Annotated in this window: 16 protein-coding genes; 1 reads left to right on the forward strand and 15 read right to left on the reverse strand. The window is 73.8% G+C overall.

All coding sequences use genetic code 11. The features are described 5' to 3' along the window. Positions 1-24 precede the first annotated feature (24 nt). On the forward strand, positions 25-684 hold the full coding sequence (locus FN207_RS01260; RefSeq protein ID WP_142456561.1) for a pyridoxamine 5'-phosphate oxidase family protein: 660 nt from the start codon (positions 25-27) through the stop codon (positions 682-684). Here FN207_RS01260 and FN207_RS01265 read toward each other — a convergent pair. The 15 genes from FN207_RS01265 to FN207_RS01335 all read right to left on the reverse strand — a co-directional run bounded on the left by FN207_RS01265 (position 668) and on the right by FN207_RS01335 (position 18,930). Beyond that, a complete protein-coding gene (locus tag FN207_RS01265; RefSeq protein ID WP_246065665.1) occupies positions 668-1,876 on the reverse strand; it encodes a PQQ-dependent sugar dehydrogenase in 1,209 nt (402 codons plus the stop codon). The genes FN207_RS01260 and FN207_RS01265 overlap by 17 nt on opposite strands. A 41-nt stretch (positions 1,877-1,917) precedes the next feature. Beyond that, positions 1,918-2,976: a polyprenyl synthetase family protein gene (locus tag FN207_RS01270; protein ID WP_142456563.1), complete on the reverse strand. Its 1,059-nt coding sequence runs from the start codon at positions 2,974-2,976 to the stop codon at positions 1,918-1,920. Next, positions 2,976-4,523, reverse strand: coding sequence for an NADH-quinone oxidoreductase subunit NuoN (nuoN, locus tag FN207_RS01275; RefSeq protein ID WP_142456564.1), 1,548 nt, complete (start codon positions 4,521-4,523; stop codon positions 2,976-2,978). Before nuoN ends, FN207_RS01270 begins: the two co-directional genes overlap by 1 nt. After that, positions 4,523-6,157: an NADH-quinone oxidoreductase subunit M gene (locus FN207_RS01280; protein ID WP_221887986.1), complete on the reverse strand. Its 1,635-nt coding sequence runs from the start codon at positions 6,155-6,157 to the stop codon at positions 4,523-4,525. The genes nuoN and FN207_RS01280 overlap by 1 nt, the downstream gene beginning before the upstream one ends. Before the next feature lie 64 nt (positions 6,158-6,221). Beyond that, positions 6,222-8,126, reverse strand: coding sequence for an NADH-quinone oxidoreductase subunit L (gene nuoL, locus FN207_RS01285; RefSeq protein ID WP_221887987.1), 1,905 nt, complete (start codon positions 8,124-8,126; stop codon positions 6,222-6,224). A 17-nt stretch (positions 8,127-8,143) separates the two neighbouring features. After that, the gene (nuoK, locus tag FN207_RS01290; protein WP_110905759.1) at positions 8,144-8,443 is read right to left on the reverse strand and encodes an NADH-quinone oxidoreductase subunit NuoK; all 300 of its coding nucleotides are present in this window, start codon (positions 8,441-8,443) and stop codon (positions 8,144-8,146) included. Next, a complete protein-coding gene (locus FN207_RS01295; RefSeq protein WP_142456565.1) occupies positions 8,440-9,237 on the reverse strand; it encodes an NADH-quinone oxidoreductase subunit J in 798 nt (265 codons plus the stop codon). The genes nuoK and FN207_RS01295 overlap by 4 nt, the downstream gene beginning before the upstream one ends. Further along, positions 9,234-9,869 (reverse strand): NADH-quinone oxidoreductase subunit NuoI, encoded by a 636-nt coding sequence (nuoI, locus tag FN207_RS01300; protein WP_142456566.1) that lies wholly within the window; start codon positions 9,867-9,869, stop codon positions 9,234-9,236. The genes FN207_RS01295 and nuoI overlap by 4 nt, the downstream gene beginning before the upstream one ends. Next, complete coding sequence (nuoH, locus tag FN207_RS01305; RefSeq protein ID WP_246065666.1) at positions 9,862-11,355, reverse strand: NADH-quinone oxidoreductase subunit NuoH; 1,494 nt, start codon at positions 11,353-11,355, stop codon at positions 9,862-9,864. The genes nuoI and nuoH overlap by 8 nt, the downstream gene beginning before the upstream one ends. Continuing rightward, complete coding sequence (locus FN207_RS01310; protein WP_142456567.1) at positions 11,352-13,850, reverse strand: NADH-quinone oxidoreductase subunit G; 2,499 nt, start codon at positions 13,848-13,850, stop codon at positions 11,352-11,354. Before FN207_RS01310 ends, nuoH begins: the two co-directional genes overlap by 4 nt. Beyond that, a complete protein-coding gene (gene nuoF, locus FN207_RS01315; protein ID WP_142456568.1) occupies positions 13,847-15,175 on the reverse strand; it encodes an NADH-quinone oxidoreductase subunit NuoF in 1,329 nt (442 codons plus the stop codon). Before nuoF ends, FN207_RS01310 begins: the two co-directional genes overlap by 4 nt. A 5-nt stretch (positions 15,176-15,180) precedes the next feature. Further along, positions 15,181-16,200 (reverse strand): NADH-quinone oxidoreductase subunit NuoE, encoded by a 1,020-nt coding sequence (nuoE, locus tag FN207_RS01320; RefSeq protein ID WP_142456569.1) that lies wholly within the window; start codon positions 16,198-16,200, stop codon positions 15,181-15,183. Beyond that, positions 16,197-17,522: an NADH-quinone oxidoreductase subunit D gene (locus FN207_RS01325; RefSeq protein ID WP_142456570.1), complete on the reverse strand. Its 1,326-nt coding sequence runs from the start codon at positions 17,520-17,522 to the stop codon at positions 16,197-16,199. Before FN207_RS01325 ends, nuoE begins: the two co-directional genes overlap by 4 nt. Beyond that, a complete protein-coding gene (locus FN207_RS01330) occupies positions 17,519-18,256 on the reverse strand; it encodes an NADH-quinone oxidoreductase subunit C (RefSeq protein WP_142456571.1) in 738 nt (245 codons plus the stop codon). The genes FN207_RS01325 and FN207_RS01330 overlap by 4 nt, the downstream gene beginning before the upstream one ends. Further along, the gene (locus FN207_RS01335; protein WP_110905768.1) at positions 18,253-18,930 is read right to left on the reverse strand and encodes a NuoB/complex I 20 kDa subunit family protein; all 678 of its coding nucleotides are present in this window, start codon (positions 18,928-18,930) and stop codon (positions 18,253-18,255) included. The genes FN207_RS01330 and FN207_RS01335 overlap by 4 nt, the downstream gene beginning before the upstream one ends. Between the last annotated feature and the right edge of the window lie 35 nt (positions 18,931-18,965).

Raw genomic sequence — 18,965 nt, forward strand, 5'->3', positions numbered from 1 at the left:
CAGTCGGTGTCGCAGGGTGGACCCGTGAGCACCGGAACGCCCCTGTCCCCGACCCCGCGCAGCACCGTCCGCCGGCTCGGCGACCGCGCCCGCACCGACCGGGCCGAGCTCTACGCCGTCCTCGACGCCGGCCTGGTCGGCCACCTCGGCATCGTCCTCGGCGACGCGCCCGTCGTCCTCCCCACCGGCTACGGTCGCGACGGCGACACGCTCTACCTGCACGGCTCCACCGGGGCGGCCACGCTGCGCGCCGCGGCGACCGGGGCGCCGGTCTGCTTCACCGTCACCCACCTCGACGGCGTCGTCTACGCCCGCTCGGCCTTCCACCACTCGATGAACTACCGCTGCGCCGTGGTCCACGGGAACGCGCGGCTGGTCACCGACTCCGCGGAGCGGCTGCACGGCTTCGAGGTGCTGACCGAGCACCTGGCGCCGGGGTCGTGGTCGGCGACCCGGCAGCCCGACCGCAAGGAGCTCGCCGCCACCGCGCTGCTGACCCTCGACCTCACCGAGGCCAGCGTGAAGATCCGCACCGGCCCGCCCGGTGACGACGAGGCCGACCTCGCCTCCCCGGTGTGGGCCGGCGTCCTGCCCGTGCGCACGGTCGTCGGCGAACCCGAGCCCTGCCCGCTCCTGTCCGAGGAGATCCCCGTCCCCGACCGCGTGCTCAGCCGACAGGTCTGATCCGCAGGAGGAGATCGTCACCGCCGCCGTTGTCGGTCGTCACGTAGAGGGCGCCGTCGGTGCCGAGCAGCGGCGTCCGGATCCGGCCGTAGGTGCCCTCCAGCTCCGGCACGCGGAACTGCTCGACCAGCTGCCCGGCGTCGTCCAGGCGCAGGGCCAGGAGCCCGGTGTCCTTGAGCACGCCGACCAGCAGGACGCCGTCGTAGCCGCCCCACCCGGGGCCACTGACGAAGTCCGCGCCGCAGGTGGCGATGGTCGGGTCGCCCGAGGACCAGACGGCCGGGACGGCGCCGGGCAGGTCGAGGTCGGTCATCGGGACGCTCTCGTCGTACCCGCCGTCCGCGCCGTCGGGGTCGTAGCCGTAGTTGCCGCCCGGCACCGACAGGTCCACCTCGTCGTCGCGGTCGGTGCCCTGCTCGACGGTGAAGACCTGCCCACTGCCGGGGCGGACGGCGATGCCCTGCACGTTGCGGTGCCCGTAGCTCAGCAACAGGCGGGTGACCGGGTCGGGATCGTCGGCGAACGGGTTGCCCGGTGCCGGGCCCCCGGTCGCGGCGTCGACGCGGAGCACCTTGCCGGCCAGGGTGCCGCGGTCCTGCGGGTTGCTGCCGACGGCGTTGTCGCCCGTGCCCACGAGCAGCGCGCCGTCGGGGGCGAAGCGGACTCGGCAGCCGCCGTGCCGGCCGGAGCGCTCGTTGACCGGGATGTCCCCGACCAGCGGGTCGGCCACGCGGGTGGCGCGGGTCCAGCCGGGGTCCACGGTCCAGGCGACGACCTGGATCTCCACGCCGCCGTCCTCCTCGACGCCCTGGCAGGTGTAGAGCCGCCGGTTGTCCGCGAAGGCCGGGTCGAGGGTCAGCCCCATGAGGCCGGTCTCGCCGTCGGCGAAGAGGTCGCCGAGGTCGGCGTCGAGCTCGCGGGCGGTGCCGTCGGGCAGGACGGCGGTGAGGCCGCCGCCGCGCTCGTCGACCAGCAGCGTGCCGTCGGGGGCCTGCGCGACGTCCCAGGGGTGGTCCAGCCCGTCGAGGACGGTCTCCACCCGCAGCGCGGGCAGGGGAGGTGCCGTGGCCGCCGCGCCGTCGGGGACGTCGGTGGCGCCCTTGTCCTCCTGCCCGCCGGGCAGGTCCCCGGTGCCACCGCACCCGCTGAGCAGCACGGCCGTGACCAGGAGCAGGACGCGGGTGGACCTCACCCCGCCGAGCATCCCCGAGCCGTGCGGACGGCGCCGTCCGCTCAGCTGGTGCGGGTGACCACGTAGTCGCAGAGCGCCGACAGGGCCTCGCGGACCTCGCCGGCGGGGACCGCGGACAGCGACGCCCGCGCGCGGTCGGCGTAGTCGCGCAGCACCGCGCCGGCGCGCTCGAGGGCCACGGACTCCCGCAGCAGCGCCAGGGCCTCGGCGTGCTCGGCGTCGTCGGACAGCGGGCGGGCGACCAGCTCGCGCAGCCGGGCGTCGGCGGGGTCGTCGCCGGCCAGGGCGATGAGCGCCGGCAGCGTGGCGATGCCCTCGCGCAGGTCCGTGCCGGGCGCCTTCCCGGAGGCGCCGTCCTGGCTGACGATGTCGAGCAGGTCGTCGGAGAGCTGGAACGCGACGCCGACCTCCTCGCCGAAGCGGGTCAGCGCGGTCACCAGCTCCGGCGCCACCCCGGCGAAGCGGGCGCCGAAGCGGGCCGACGTGGCCACCAGGGAGCCGGTCTTGTCGGCCAGCACCTCGAGGTAGTGCGACACGCGGTCCTCGCCGTCGCGCGCACCGACCGTCTCGCGGATCTGCCCGGTGACCAGCCGCTCGAACGTGCGCGCCTGGATGCGCACCGCCTCCGGCCCGAGGTCGGCCAGCAGGTCGGAGGCGCGGGCGAAGAGGAAGTCGCCGGTGAGGATGGCGACGCTGTTGGTCCACCGGCTGTTGGCGCTGGGCGCTCCACGGCGGACGGCGGCCTCGTCCATGACGTCGTCGTGGTACAGCGTGGCCAGGTGGGTGAGCTCGCACACGACGGCGGCCTGCACGACCTCGGGCGCGCGGGCGTCGCCGAGCTGGGCGGCGAGCAGGGCGAGCATCGGCCGAAAGCGCTTGCCGCCGGCGGCCATGAGGTGGCCGGCGGCCTCGGAGACGAACGGGTGCTCGCTGGCCACCGCGGTGGCCAGCGCGGCCTCCACGTCGGCCAGTCCCTGGGCGAGGGCGTCGCCGAGGGCCCCGCCGGGGAGCCAGGGGCCCATGGTGGAGGCGGGGGTCGAGATGCGGTGCCAGACCTCGGCCGGGGCGATCCCGTCGACGGCGGCACGGGGTCCGGTCATCAACCGACGAAGATAGCCGCCTGATCGGCGAGACCGAGCACCGCCCCGGGCACGATCCCGAGCACGAGCGTGGCCGCGGCGGTCACCGCCAGGACGACCGTCGTGGGCATGCCGGGCACGCCGACGGTGGGCCCGTCGGCGGCCGGCTCGGAGAAGTACATGAGCACGATGACCCGCAGGTAGAAGAACGCCGCCACCGCGCTGGTCAGGACGGCGACCAGCACCAGCGGCCAGGCACCGTCCTCGATCGCGGCCCGGAAGACGGCGAACTTGCCGGTGAAGCCGCTGGTGAGCGGGATCCCGGCGAGCGCGAGCAGGAACAGGCTCATGACCGCCGCGGTGAGCGGCGAGCGCTGCGCGAGCCCTGCCCACTGCGACAGGTGCGTGGCCTCGCCGTCGCCGCTGCGCACGAGGGTGAGGACGGCGAAGGCGCCGAGCGTCGTCAGGCCGTACGCCACCAGGTAGAACATCACGGCCGGCAGGCCCGACCCGTCGGGGTCACCGCCGCTGGGGTAGCCGAGGACGCCGGTGAGCAGGAACCCGGCGTGCGCCACCGACGAGTAGGCGAGCATCCGCTTGAGGTCGGTCTGGGTCAGGCCCAGGACGGCGCCGACGACCATCGAGACGATCGCCACGCCGTAGATCAACGGCCGCCAGGTCCACTCCTCGGTGCCGAAGCCGACGTAGAGCAGCCGCAGGATCGCGCCGAACGCGGCGACCTTCGTGCAGGCGGCCATGAACGCCGTCACGGGGGTGGGCGCGCCCTGGTAGACGTCGGGCGTCCAGGTGTGGAACGGCGCGACGCTGGCCTTGAACAGCAGGCCCACGATCAGCAGCGCCAGGCCGAGGACGGCCAGGATGCCGCTGCCGTCGCCGGACACCGACTCGCGGACCTCCGACAGCCGGACGCTGCCGGTGGCGCCGTAGACCAGCGCCAGGCCGTAGAGGAAGAACGCCGAGGCGAAGGCGCCCAGCAGGAAGTACTTGACCGCCGCCTCCTGCGACAGCAGCCGGCGCCGGCGCGCCAGGCCGCAGATCAGGTACAGCGGCAGGCTGAGCACCTCGAGCGCCACGAACATGACCAGCAGGTCGTTCGCGGTGACGAACAGCATCATGCCGCCGATGGCGAACGTCGCCAGCGGGTAGACCTCGGTCTGCACGCGCGGCACGGTGAGCAGCTCGCGGTCGCGGACGCTGCCGGCCGGCACGGCGGCGGCCACGACGAACGCCGAGCGGGCGGGGTCGAGGTTGCGCTCGGCGAACAGCAGGAGCGACAGCGCGCCGAGGGCGGCGATGGTGGCCTGCAGGAACAGCCCGGCGCCGTCGACGGCGAGCGCGCCGCCGGCGGTCACCTCGCGGGTGCCCGACAGCAGCAGCGTGGCGACCAGCCCGCCGAGGGTGCCGACCAGCGCGACGGCGACCTGCACGGGGTGCCGGCTCTCGCGCGGGCCGAACGCCTCGACGAGGACGCCGATGCAGGCGGCGCCGAAGACGAACAGCAGCGGGGCGAGCGCGGCCAGCGACAGGTCGGGGGCCTCGATCGTCATCAGTCGGTCCCCTCGGGGGTCGGGCTGGTCCCGGCCGGGTCGGCGCCGACGTCGCTCATGGTGGCGGCGACCGCCGGCTCGATCAGCCGGATCAGCGGCTGCGGGTAGACGCCCAGCGCGATCACCAGCGCCACCAACGGGGCGACGACGGCCATCTCGCGGCGGGACAGGTCGCGCAGCCGCGACGTCGTCCGGGCGGGGGCCGGGGCAGGCGCGGTGAGCGTCGCGGTGGCGCCGTGCGCGCCGCCCGACGTCGGGACGGCGTCCCCGGCCGGCTCGTCGGCGGCCGGGAACAGCACGCCGCGCTGCGGGCCGTGCATCGTGCGTTGGTAGAGGATCAGCACGTAGAGCGCGGCCAGGATGATCCCGACGGTGGCCAGGACCGTGAACACCGGCCGGGTCGGGAACGAGCCGACCAGCACGAGGAACTCGCTGACGAAGCTGTTGGTCCCCGGCAGCGCGAGGGAGGCGAGCCCCGCGATCAGGAAGACGCCGGCCAGCTTCGGCGCGGCGGACGCGACGCCGCCGTAGTCGCCGACCAGCCGCGACCCGCCGCGGGCGATGAGCATCCCGACGACGAGGAACAGCAGGCCGGTGGCGATGCCGTGGTTGACCATGTACAGCACCGCGCCGGTGGCGGCCTCGGTGGTGAAGGCGAAGACGCCGAGCGCGATGAAGCCGAAGTGCGCGATCGAGGTGTAGCTGACCAGCCGCTTCATGTCGGTCTGCCCCATCGCCAGCAGCGCGGCGTAGAGGATCCCGGCCACGGCGAGCACGAGCACCAGCGGCGCGAACTCGCGGGAGGCGTCGGGGAAGAGCGGCAGGCAGTAGCGCAGGAAGCCGAAGGTGCCGACCTTGTCGAGGACGCCGACGAGCAGCACCGCCCCGCCGATGGGGGCCTCGGCACCGGCGTCGGGCAGCCAGGTGTGCAGCGGCACCAGCGGCGCCTTGATCGCGAAGGCGACGAAGAAGCCGAGGAACAGCAGCCGCTGCGCGGCCGGGTCGATCTCCAGCTGGCGCAGCGACTCGAAGGCGAACGTCCCGTCGCCGGCGGCCTCGCTCACCACGTAGAGGCCGATGACGGCGGCCAGCATGACCAGCCCGCCGACCAGGCTGTAGAGGAAGAACTTCACCGCGGCGTACTGCCGGCGCGGGCCGCCGAAGCTGCCCACGATGAAGTACATCGGGACGAGCATCGCCTCGAAGAAGACGTAGAAGAGGAACACGTCGGTGGCCGCGAAGACGCCGACCATGCAGGCCTCGAGCAGCAGGAGCCAGGCGAAGAAGGTGCGCATCGACCGGCGGGCGGGGGCCTTGTCGTCCCACGAGGCGAGCACGACCACCGGCACCAGCACGCCGATCAGCAGCAGCATGACCAGGGCGATGCCGTCGACGCCGAGGGCGAAGTCGACGCCGAAGCTCTCGATCCACGGCACCGACGTCGTCAGCTGGAACCGGTCGCCGTCGGGGTCGAAGGCGACCGTGGCGAGCACCGCCAGGAGCAGCACCACGAGGCTCACCCCGAGGGCGAGCTGCCGGGCCAGCGCGGTGCGCTCGCGGGGCAGGGCGGCGACGACGGCCGCGCCCACCGCGGGCACCACCAGCATCGCGACCAGGAGCAGGGAGTCGCTCACGCCACGCTCCTCATCGACACGGCCCTCACGTCGTCCGTCGTCCTCTCCAGGGGGGTCGGGCCGCTCATCCCGCGGTCACCGCCAGCAGTGCTCCCGCCACGATGACCGCGCCGCCGAGCATGCCGAGCGCGTAGGACCGGACGAAGCCGGTCTGCGCCCGGCCCAGCCGCGACGACGAGCCGCCGAGCGTGGCGGCCAGGCCGTTGACCGCGCCGTCGACCCCGCGGTTGTCCACCCAGACCAGCGCCCGGGTGAGCCACTGCCCGGGCCGCATGAACAGCGACTCGTTGACCGCGTCGGCGTACAGCGACCTCCGCGCCGCGCGGACCACCGGCGAGACGCGGGCCGGGGCGACCTCGGGCACCTCACGGCGGCCGACGAACAGCCACGCCGCCAGCACGCCCACGGCCATCACCACGGTGACGACCACGCCCACGACGGCCGGCGCCACCACGTGCTCGGCCTCCTCGGGGACGCCGAACACCGGCTCGAGCCACTCGCCCAGCGGCGCGACGACGACGAGCAGGAAGCCGGCGGCGACCGACCCGATCGCGAGCAGCACCATCGGCACCGTCATCACCGGCGGCGACTCGTGCGGGTGCACGCCGGGCGTCCACCGCTGCCGGCCGAAGAAGGTCATGATCATCAGCCGGGTCATGTAGAAGGCGGTGAGCCCCGCGCCGACGACGGCGACCGCGCCGAGCAGCCAGCCCGACCAGCCGCCGCGGTCCAGCGCGGCCTCGATGATCGCGTCCTTGGTCCAGTAGCCGGACAGGAACGGGAAGCCGATCAGCGCGAGGTAGCCCAGGCCGAAGGTGACGAAGGTGACCGGCAGCTTCCTGGCCAGCCCGCCGAAGCGGCGCATGTCCACCTGGTCGTCCATCGCGTGCATGACCGACCCGGCGCCGAGGAAGAGCCCGGCCTTGAAGAAGCCGTGGGTGAGCAGGTGCGCGATCGCGGCGGCGTAGCCGACCGGACCCAGGCCCACGGCCAGGAACATGTAGCCGATCTGGCTGACCGTGGAGTACGCCAGCACCTTCTTGATGTCGTCGTACGCGCAGCCCACGATCGCGCCGTAGAGCAGCGTCACCGCGCCGACGGCGAGGACGACCGTGCGTGCGGTGGGCGTGAGGTCGTAGATCGGCGCCGAGCGGGCGATGAGGTAGACGCCGGCGGTGACCATCGTGGCGGCGTGGATGAGCGCCGAGACCGGCGTCGGGCCCTCCATCGCGTCGGGCAGCCACGCCTGCAGCGGGAACTGGCCGGACTTGCCGCACGCGCCGAGGAGGAGCAGCAGGCCCAGCGCCGTGAGCGTGCCGCCAGCCAGGGCGCCGACCCCGCCGAAGACGCCCTCGTAGGAGACCGTCCCGAGCTGGGCGAACATCACGAAGATGGCCAGCGCCAGGCCGACGTCGCCGACGCGGTTCATGACGAACGCCTTCTTCGCGGCGGTGGCCGCGGCCGGGCGCTCGTGCCAGAACGCGATGAGCAGGTAGGACGCGAGGCCCACGCCCTCCCAGCCGACGTAGAGGGCCACGTAGTTGTCGCCGAGGACGAGCAGCAGCATCGCCGCGACGAAGAGGTTCAGGTAGGCGAAGAACCGGCGGCGGCGCGGGTCGTGCGCCATGTAGCCGATCGAGTAGACGTGGATGAGCGCGCCCACGCCGGTGATCAGCAGCATGAAGGTGGCCGACAGCGGGTCGACCAGCAGGCCGGCCTGCACGTCGAGCTGCCCGGCCGAGATGAAGGTGAACAGGTCGACGTCGACCGCGCGTTCCTCCAGGCCGGCCAGCTGTACGGTGCACGCCAGCGCGACGGCGAACGCGACGACGATGGTCGCCGTCCCCAGCAGGTGCCCCCAGCGGTCGGTGCGCCGTCCGCCCAGCAGGAGGACCGCGGCACCGGCCAGCGGTAGTGCGATGACCAGCCACGAGGCCGACAGCAGGCCCTCGGCGGCGACGGTGTCCACGTGTACCCCGGCTCCCGTCAGTACTTGAGCAGGTTGGCGTCGTCGACCGACGCCGACCGGCGGGTCCGGTAGATCGACATGATGATGGCGAGGCCGACGACGACCTCCGCGGCGGCGACGACCATGACGAAGAAGGCCATGATCTGGCCGTCGACGGTGCCGGTGGACCGGGCGAAGGTGACCAGCGTCAGGTTGACCGAGTTGAGCATCAGCTCGACGCACATGAACACGACGATCGCGTTGCGCCGCACGAGCACGCCGACGGCGCCGATGGTGAACAGGATCGCGGCCAGCACCAGGTAGTGCGTGAGGCTCATGCCCGGTCCTCCGGGGTGGTCGTGCCCAGGGCGGCGTCGGGGCTGCCGAGCTGGCCCCGGTCGGTGGGACGCGGCATCTGGTCGGGCTCCCGCGCCTCGATGCCGGTGGCCAGGCTGTCCTCGGCGGTGCGCCCGTCGGGGAGCAGTGCGCCGGTGGCCACGGAGTTGGCGCGGGCGAACACACCGGGGCCGGGCAGCGTCTGCGGCCGGTCGGTGAGGAAGCGGGCCCGCGAGAGCTCCTTCTGCGTCTGCCGGCTGCCGGGCTCGCGCTCGATGTGGGCGAGGACCATCGCGCCCACCGCGGCGGTGATCAGCAGCGCGCTGGTGACCTCGAAAGCCAGCAGGTAGCGGGTGAACAGCACCTCGGCGATCGTGTCGATGTTGCCGGTCCCGCCCTGCGCGTCGGACAGGCCCACGACCGCGGTGCCCTCCGTGGCGCGCGCGATCCCGGCGCCGACCAGCCCGGCGAACCCGACGCCGAGGACCGTGGCCGCCACCCGCTGGCCGCGCAGCGTCTCGACCACCGAGTCGGAGGAGTCGCGGCCGACCAGCATGAGCACGAACAGGAACAGGATCATGATCGCGCCGGTGTAGACGATGATCTGCACCGCGCCGAGGAAGGGCGCGGACTGGATCACGTAGAAGACGCCCAGGGCGAGCATCGTGTTGACCAGCCACAGCGCCGAGTGGACGGCGTTGCGGCTGAACACCATCCCCAGCGCCCCGGCCAGCGCGACGGGGCCGAGGATCCAGAACGCGACGGCCTCGCCGGTGCCGATGGCGACGTCGGTCATGCCCGCTCCACCGTGACCGGCTCGGCCGCCGACCCCTGCTGCGGGTCGCGCAGGTAGTAGGCCTGGTCGTCACCGAGCCGCATGGCGTGCGGCGGCGCCTCCATGCCGGGCAGCAGCGGGGCCATGAGCTGTTCCTTGGTGTAGATCAGGTCCTGCCGGTTGTCGTCGGCCAGCTCGAAGTCGTTGCTCATCGTCAGCGAGCGGGTCGGGCAGGCCTCGATGCACAGCCCGCAGAAGATGCAGCGCAGGTAGTTGATCTGGTAGATGCGGCCGTACCGCTCACCGGGGCTGTAGCGGGCGTCCTCGGTGTTGTCGCCGCCCTCGACGTAGATGGCGTCGGCCGGGCACGCCCAGGCGCACAGCTCACAGCCGATGCACTTCTCCAGCCCGTCGGGGTGCCGGTTGAGCACGTGCCGCCCGTGGTAGCGCGGCTTGGTGACCTTGGGCGTCTCCGGGTACTGCTCGGTGGTCACCTTCTTGAACATCTGGCCGAAGGTGACGCCGAAGCCCTGACCGGGCGCCGGCAGCAGGCTGCGCCGGGGCGCGGGTGCGCCGCCGTCGCGGCCGGCCCGCTCGACCTCCCCGCCGTTCCGGCGGGCGGGGGTGGCTCCCGAGGGGGTCCGCTCAGACATCGCCGTCCTCCTGTGCGCTGGTCGCGGTGCCGCCCCGGCGCCCGCTGCTGACGACGCCGCCCTCGGGACGCCCCGCGCCCACGGGCTCGGCGCGGCGCAGCCGTGGGGACGGCGGCACGGTGAGGTCCATGGGCGGCACCGGGAAGCCGCCCTCGGCGCGCGACGGGCCGGTGCGCTGCGCCGGGCGGCGCCGCGGCCCGGCCGGCGGCAGGACCTCGGCCTCGGGCTCGGGGTCGGTGGCGTGGACACCGCCGGCCGCCGCCTCCTCCGCCATGAGCCGGGTGTCGCGGTTGGCGGCGCGGCTGGCCAGGGAGAGCCCGAGCAGCACCAGCAGCGCGATCGGGACGCCCACGAACACCGCCACCTCACCGGTGGACAGGCCGGCCTCCCGGGAGACGGTGCGCATCGTGGCGACGGCGAGGATCCACACCAGCGCCGTCGGGACCAGGACCTTCCAGCCGAAGCGCATGAACTGGTCGTAGCGCAGCCGGGGCAGCGTGCCGCGCAGCCAGATGAAGACGAACAGCGCGACGCAGACCTTGAGGAAGAACCACAGCAGCGGCAGCCAGCCGGTGTTGGCGCCGTCCCAGATCGAGATCGGCCACGGTGCCCGCCAGCCCCCGAGGAACAGCGTCGCGGCCAGCGCCGAGACGGTGACCATGTTGATGTACTCGGCCAGGAAGAACAGCGCGAACTTCAGCGACGAGTACTCGGTGTGGAAGCCGCCCACCAGCTCGCTCTCGGCCTCGGGGAGGTCGAAGGGCGCGCGGTTGGTCTCGCCGACGACGGCGATCGCGTAGATGACGAAGCTGACCGGCAGCAGGACCGCGAACCAGCTCGGCCCGGTGAACTCCAGGCCGAAGAACGACAGCTGGTTGCCGTCGGCCTGCGCGGCGACGATCTCCGAGGTCGACATCGTGCCGGCGTAGAGGAACACCGCGACGATCGACAGGCCCATCGCGATCTCGTAGCTGACCATCTGCGCGGCGCTGCGCAGGCCGCCGAGCAGGGGGTAGGTCGAGCCCGAGGCCCAGCCGGCCAGCACGATGCCGTAGACGCCCATCGCCGAGCAGGCCAGGACGATGAGCACCCCGATGGGGGCGTCGGTGAGCTGCAGCGGGGTGCGCTCGCCGAAGATGCTCACCGTCGGGCCGAGCGGGATGACCGAGAAGGCCAGGAACGCCGGGACGGCGGCGATCACCGGTGCCAGGAAGTAGACCGGCTTGTCCGCGAGCGCCGGCATGATGTCTTCCTTGAACGCCAGCTTCAGCCCGTCGGCGAGGCTCTGCAGCGACCCGCGCGGGCCGACCCGGTTGGGGCCGGAGCGCTGCTGCATCCGGGCGACGACCTTGCGCTCGAAGACGATCGCGAACAGCGTCATCGCGACCAGCACCGCGAAGACGCCGACGACCTTGATGAGGACGATCCACCAGACGTCGGTGCCGAAGTCCTCGAGGGTCGGCTGGTCGGTCGCGGCGAGGATCACGACCGCGCTCCGGAGGCCGTGGCACCGGTGCGGACGCCGCTGAGCCGGACGAGCCCGCCGGGCGCCGTCCCGAGGTCGGTCCGCACCTCGCTGCCGGGTGAGCGCATCGGCAGCCACACCACGCCGTCGGGCATCTCGGTGACGGCCACCGGCAGGGTCACCGACCCGGCGGCGCCGGTGACGGTGAGCAGCTCGCCGTCGGCCACGCCCAGGCGGGCGGCGGCCTCGACGCCCAGCCGGGCCACCGGCGGGCGGGCGGTGCCGGCCAGCTCGGGCTCGTCGCGCTGCAGCGTGCCGACGTCGAGCAGCTGACGCCAGGAGGCCAGCAGCGCCTCCCCCTCCCCGGGCTCCGGCGCCACGGCCGGCGCGACGACCAGGCCGGCACCGTCGGCGCGGGTGCCGGTGTCGCCCAGCGCGGCGAGCTCGGCGCGGGCCGACTCGGGCGTGGGCAGCCGCAGGTCGGCGTCGAGGGCGTCGGCCAGGCCGTGCAGGACCCGGCCGTCGGTCAGCCGGCCGGTGCCGTGCAGCGTGGCGTCGAAGGAGCGCACCCGGCCCTCCCAGTCGAGGTAGCTGCCGGCCTTCTCCGGGGCCGCGGCCACGGGCAGGACGACGTCGGCGCGCTCGGTGACGGCGGTGGGCCGCTGCTCGAGGCTCACGACGAACGACGCGGCGGCCAGGGCCTCCTCGGCGAGCGCCGGGTCGGGCAGGTCGGCGGGGTCGACGCCGCCGACGACGAGGCCGGCCAGCCGCCCGTCGCGGACCGCGGTGAGGATGCCGGTGGTGTCGCGCCCGGGCGCCGAGGGCAGGTCGACGGGGTCCACGCCCCACAGCGCGGCCACCTCGGCGCGGGCGACGGGGTCCTCGACCGGCCGCCCGCCGGGGAGCAGCGCCGGCAGCGCGCCGGCCTCGACAGCGCCGCGCTCACCGGCCCGCCGCGGCACCCAGGCCAGCCGGGCGCCGGTGGCGCGGGCGAGGGCGGCCAGCGCGCTGAACGCGCCGGGCACCTCGGCCAGCCGCTCGCCGGCGACGACGACCGCGCCCGGCTGGCGCAGCGCCTCGACGGCGGGACCACCCCAGCTGCCCTCGGCCAGCGCGGCCAGGGCGCGGGCCTCCTCACCGGGCCGGGTGACCAGCACGGTGGCCTGCAGCTTCTGCGCGGCGCGGGTGGCGAACGGCGCGAGGTCGTAGACGGCCAGCGAGCCCTTGCGCACCGCGCGGCGCAGGCGGAGGAAGACGATCGGCGACTCCTCCTCCGGCTCGAACCCGGCCAGCAGCACGGCCGGGGCGGCGGTGAGGTCGTCGTAGGTGACCGCGCCGCGCCCCGGGCCGGTGCCGGCGACGTGCGCGGCGAGGAACTCCTGCTCCTCGGCCGAGTGCGCGCGGGCGCGGGCGTCGACGTCGTGGGTGCCGAGCGCGACGCGGGCGAACTTGGCGTAGGCGTAGGCGTCCTCGACGGTGAGCCGGCCGCCGGGCAGCACGCCGACCCCGCCGGCGGCCCGCGCGGCGCGCAGGCCCTCGGCGGCCGCGTCCCAGGCCTCCGGCCACGAGGCGGGCTGGAGCACGCCGTCGCGCCGCACGAGCGGGGTGTCGAGCCGGTCGTTGGTGGCGGCGTAGCGGAACGCGTAGCGGCCCTTGTCGCAGGTCCACTCCTCGTTGACCTCCGGGTCCTCCCCGGCCAGTCGGCGCATGACCTTGCCGCGCCGGTAGTCGGTGCGCATGGAGCAGCCCGAGGAGCAGTGCTCGCAGACCGAGGGCTCGCTGCGCAGGTCGAAGGGCCGCGACCGGAACCGGTACTGCGCGCTGGTCAGCGCGCCGACCGGGCAGATCTGCGTGGTGTTGCCGGAGAAGTAGGAGGAGAAGGGCTCGTCCTCGTAGACGGCGACCTGCTCCAGCGCGCCCCGCTCGAACAGCTCGATGAACGGGTCGCCGGCGACCTGCTGGGAGAAGCGGGTGCAGCGGGCGCACAGCACGCAGCGCTCGCGGTCGAGCAGGATCTCGGTGCTGATCGGCAGCGGCTTGGGATAGGTCCGCTTGACGTCGACGAAGCGGGTCTCCGACCGGCCGTTGCTCAGCGCCTGGTTCTGCAGCGGGCACTCGCCGCCCTTGTCGCAGACCGGGCAGTCCAGCGGGTGGTTGATCAGCAGCAGCTCCATCGTGCCCTGCTGCGCCTTGTCGGCGACCGCGCTGGTGAGCTGCGTCTTCACCGCCATCCCGTCGGTGACCGGCATGGTGCAGGAGGCCACCGGCTTGCGCTGGCCCTCCACCTCGACCAGGCACTGACGGCACGCGCCGACCGGGTCCAGCAGCGGGTGGTCGCAGAACCGCGGGATCTGGATGCCGACCATCTCGGCGGCCCGGATGATCAGCGTCCCCTTGGGCACCGCGACGTCGAACCCGTCGATGGTGCAGTGGACGGCGTCGGGCGGGGTGTGCGGCCCCGGGGCGCCCGGCGGCAGCGCCGGCGCGGGCTCGGGGGCGGTGGGCGTCAACGTCACGAGGCGACTCCGACGGGCTCGAGCCGCAGGGAGCGGCCCAGGCGGGCCTGCTCCTCGGGCGGCAGCAGGGCGACGTAGTCGTCGCGGAAGTACTTGAGGGAGGAGGTGATGCAGCTCGTCGCGCCGTCACCGAGGGCGCAGAACGAGCGGCCGAGGATGTTGTCGCAGGTGTCGGTGAGCAGGTCGAGGTCGGCCGCCGTCCCGCGGCCGTCGACCAGCCGCTGCAGCACCTGCACCAGCCAGTAGGTCCCCTCGCGGCACGGCGTGCACTTGCCACAGGACTCGTGGGCGTAGAACTCGGTGAACCGCAGGGTGGCCTCGACGATCGAGTCGGTCTCGTCGAACACCATGAGCGCCGTCGTGCCGAGCATGGAGCCCGCGGCGGCGACCGAGTCGAAGTCGAGCGGGACGTCGAGGTGCTCGGCGGTGAAGTACGGCGTCGACGAGCCGCCCGGCGTCCAGAACTTCAGCTCGTGCCCGGGGCGCACCCCGCCGGCCATGGCCAGCAGCTCGCGCATCGTGGTGCCCATCGGGGCCTCGTACTGGCCGGGGCGCACCACCCGGCCCGACAGCGAGTAGATCTTGGGCCCGGGCGACTTCTCCGGCCCGAACTGCTTGAACCAGTCCGCGCCGCCGCGGACGACGAACGGCACGGTGGCCAGCGTCTCCACGTTGTTGATGACGGTGGGGGCGCCGTAGAGACCGGCGACCGCGGGGAACGGCGGCTTGAGGCGCGGCTGGCCGCGGTAGCCCTCGAGCGAGTCGAGCAGCGCGGTCTCCTCGCCGCAGATGTAGGCCCCGGCGCCGGCGTGCACGACCAGCTCCAGGTCGTAGCCCGAGCCCAGGACGTCGCTGCCGAGGTACCCGGCCGCGTAGGCCTCCTCGACGGCGGACACCAGCCGGCGGTGGGCGTGCACGGCCTCGCCACGCACGTAGATGACGGCGAACCGGCAGCGGATCGCGTACGCCGAGATGATCACGCCCTCCACCAGGGAGTGCGGGTCGGTCATCATCAGCGGCAGGTCCTTGCACGTACCCGGCTCGCCCTCGTCGGCGTTGACCACGAGGTACTTGGGCATGGCGGCCGGCCCGGTGGGCGTCTCCCCCGGCTTGGGCTGCGGGATGAAGCTCCACTTCATGCCGGTGGGGAAGCCGGCGCCGCCGCGGCCGCGCAGGCCGGAGTCCTTGACCAGCGAGACCAGCTCGTCGGGCTGCATCGACAGCGCGGTGCGCAGCGCGGCGTAGCCGTCGAGGGACTCGTAGGTGGACAGCCGCCAGGGCTGGTCGGCGCCCCAGCGCGAGGTGAGGACGGGGGTGAGGGGCACGGTGCTCAGGCCTCCCGGGGCGAGGGCCCCTGGCCGGAGGTGCCCGGCTCGGTGCCCGCGGGGGTGTCGGGGGTGGGACGGGAGCCGCCGGGCGTGCGCCGGCCGTACTCGGTCCCGCGGTCGGGGTGGGTCTGCGCGGCGCCGGCCCGCTCGGCCGGGTTGTCGGCGGCCGCGACGCGGGCGTCGGCGGCCTCCTTCTCCGGCGTCTTCCCCTCGTCGCCGGAGGGGGCCACGGTGTCGGCCGGCTCTCCGCCGTCGGCGGGCTGCGGCTCGGGGCCGTCCATGGGCGGCGCGGTCTCGCCCCGCTCGGCGGCCAGGCGGACGCCGGCCAGGGTCGGGCCCCACTCCCCCGGCGCGTCGACGGCGGCGCGCGCGGCACCGGCGTCGGCGTGCTGGGAGAAGCCGGCGAGCTGCCGGGAGACGCCGCGGAAGTCGGTGAGCGGCGCGCCGCGGGTGGGCAGCGGCTTCTCGCCCCGGCGCAGCGCCGCGACCAGCGCGCGGGCGCTCTCGACGTCCTGCTGGTCGTAGAACTCGTAGTCGACGGTGACGACCGGCGCGTAGTCGCAGGCGGCCAGGCACTCGGCGTGCTCGAGGGTGACCGAGCCGTCGGCCGCCGTCTCGTCGTGGTGGACGTCGAGGTCGGCGGCGAGCGCGTCGAGGATCCGCTGCCCGCCGAGGACGGCGCACAGCGTGTTGGTGCACACGCTGACCAGGTGCCGGCCGGTCGGTCGGCGCTTGTACATCGTGTAGAACGTCGCGACCGCGCCGACCTCCGCCTTGGTCAGCCCGAGCTCCTCGGCGCACAGCGCGACGCCCTCGGGCGAGACGTAGCCCTGGTAGCTCTGCACCAGGTGCAGCATCGGCAGCAGCGCCGAGCGCGGCTGCGGGTAGCGGGCCATGATCTCCCGCGCCTCGAGCCGGGTCTGCTCGGTCAGCGGCGGGAGGTCGGCGGGGGCGGGCTGCACGGGGCTGTCGACCAGTCCCGTCGTCGCCGCGCCCTCCGCCGAGCCGGGCAGCGCGCTCATCGGTCCACCCCTCCCATGACGGGGTCGATGGAGGCGATCGCGGCGATGACGTCGGCGATCATGCCGCCCTCGCTCATGGCCGCGGTCGCCTGCAGGTTGACGAAGCTGGGGTCGCGCACGTGCACGCGGAACGGCCGCGTGCCGCCGTCGCTCACCACGTGGTAGCCGAGCTCCCCGCGGGGCGACTCGACCGGCACGTAGACCTGGCCGGCCGGCACCCGGAAGCCCTCGGTGACCAACTTGAAGTGGTGGATGAGGGCCTCCATCGAGGTGCCCATGATGTGGCGGACGTGGTCGAGGGACTGGCCCATGCCGTCGGCGCCGAGCGAGAGCTGGGCCGGCCACGCGATCTTGCGGTCCTCGACCATGACCGGTCCGGGCTCGAGCCGGTCCAGCGCCTGCTCGACGATCTTCAGCGACTCGGTCATCTCGGCCATGCGCACGAGGAACCGGCCCCAGGCGTCGCTGGTGTCGGCGGTCGGCACCTCGAAGTCGTAGGTCTCGTAGCCGAGGTAGGGGTCGACCTTGCGCAGGTCCCACGGCAGGCCGGCGGCGCGCAGCACCGGCCCGGTGACGCCGAGCGCCAGGCAGCCGGTGACGTCGAGGTAGCCGACGTCCTTGAGCCGGCGCTGCCAGATCGGCTGGCCGGTGAGCAGCTTGTGGTAGCCGGCCAGCCGCTCGGGCATGATCGCCAGCCACTCGCGGATCGAGTCCTCCACGCCGGCCGGGAGGTCCTGGGCCACGCCGCCGGGGCGGATGTAGGCGTGGTTCATCCGCAGGCCGGTGATCTCCTCGAGCACGTCGAGGCACAGCTCCCGCTCGCGGAAGCCGTTGGTCATGCCGGTCAGCGCGCCGAGCTCCATGCCGCCGGTGGCCAGGCCGACCAGGTGCGAGGCGATCCGGTTGATCTCCATGACCATCACGCGGATCGTCTGCGCCCGCTGCGGCACCTCGATGCCGAGCAGCTTCTCCACGGCCATGCAGTAGGCGGCCTCGTTGTACAGCGGGGCCAGGTAGTCCATGCGGGTCACGAACGTCGTGCCCTGGGTCCAGTTGCGGTACTCGACGTTCTTCTCGATGCCGGTGTGCAGGTAGCCGATGACCACCCGCGCCTTGGTCACCGTCTCGCCCTCGAGGTCGAGGACCAGCCGCAGGACGCCGTGCGTCGAGGGGTGCTGGGGCCCCATGTTGACGACGAGGCGCTCCTCGCCGCTGTGGTCCACCCCGAGGGTCTGGTCCCAGTCGCCGCCGGTGACGGTGTAGACGCGGCCCTCGGTGGTCTGGCGGGAGCCCGCGTACGGGTCGTATCCGGTCGTGGTCACCGGTAGCTCCGGCGGGTGTCGGGCGGCGGGATCGTCGCGTCGTGGTACTCCACCGGCACGCCGCCGAGGGGGTAGTCCTTGCGCTGCGGGAACCCGTCCCAGTCGTCGGGCATGAGGATCCGGGTCAGCGCCGGGTGGCCGTCGAAGACGATGCCGAACATGTCGTGCGTCTCCCGCTCGTGCCAGTCCGCCGTTGGGTAGACCGAGGACACCGACGGCACGTGCGGGTCCTCGACCGTGACGGCGACCTCCAGGCGGATCCGCCGCCGGTAGGTCATGGAGGTCAGGTGGTAGACGACGTGCAGCCGCGGCCGGCCGTCGCTCGCCGCGGGGCCGCCGCTGTCGAGGTAGTCGACACCGGAGACGCTGCTGCACAGCTCGAAGCGCAGGGCGTCGTCGTCGCGCAGCGCCTGGACCAGGGTCAGCAGGTGCTCGCGGGCGACGAAGTAGGTGATCTCCCCGCGGTCGACGAGGACGCGCGGCACGGCGGCGGCGTAGGTGGCCGCGCCGACGGCGTCGATGAGCGCGTCGGTGACCTCGTCGAACCAGCCGCCGTAGGGGCGGTCGGTGGAGTGCAGCGCCACCGCGCCGCCGGGCTCGACGCGGACCAGGCCGCCGAAGCCGGAGGTGTCGCCGCTGCCGCTGACGCCGAACGCGCCCTTGCGGAAGCCGCCGCCGCCCGCGGACGCGCCGCGCGAGGCGTCGGCGCCGCTGCGGTCGCCGGGGCCGGTCACCGGGACCCGCCGCGCGGGCCGGGGAGCAGGACCGCGTCGCCGCCGCGCTGCTCGATGGCGAACTGGCCGGTGCGCCCGAGCGCCGCGGCCTGCTCGTAGGCCGCCCGCTGGGTCTTGTCGGCGCGGACGCTCGAGGGCATCTCGACCAGCAGATCGGGCGCGCGGCCCTCGGCCCGGTCCTCCTCGAGCTGGCGGGCGCGCCGGGCGCCGAGCGGCTCGTTCTGGATCTTGTGGTGCAGCTTGAGGATGGCGTCCATCAGCATCTCCGGACGCGGCGGGCAGCCGGGCAGGTACATGTCCACCGGGACGACGTGGTCGACGCCCTGCACCACCGCGTAGTTGTTGAACATGCCGCCGGAGCTGGCGCAGACACCCATCGCGAGCACCCAGCGCGGCTCGGGCATCTGGTCGTAGATCTGCCGCAGGACCGGGGCCATCTTCTGGCTCACCCGGCCGGCCACGATCATCAGGTCGGCCTGGCGCGGGGAGGCCCGGAAGACCTCCATGCCGAAGCGGGCGAGGTCGTAGCGGCCGGCACCGGTGGCCATCATCTCGATGGCGCAGCAGGCCAGGCCGAAGGTCGCCGGCCACAGCGAGGACTTGCGCGTCCAGTTGACCAGCTTCTCGACGGTGGTCAGCAGGAAGCCGCTCGGCAGCTTCTCCTCGAGACCCATGTCAGCTCCCTGCCGCCGGCGTCGTGGCCGCCGGG

It is taken from the genome of Geodermatophilus aquaeductus (assembly GCF_900182545.1).
In the GTDB taxonomy this organism is placed as follows: domain Bacteria; phylum Actinomycetota; class Actinomycetes; order Mycobacteriales; family Geodermatophilaceae; genus Geodermatophilus; species Geodermatophilus aquaeductus.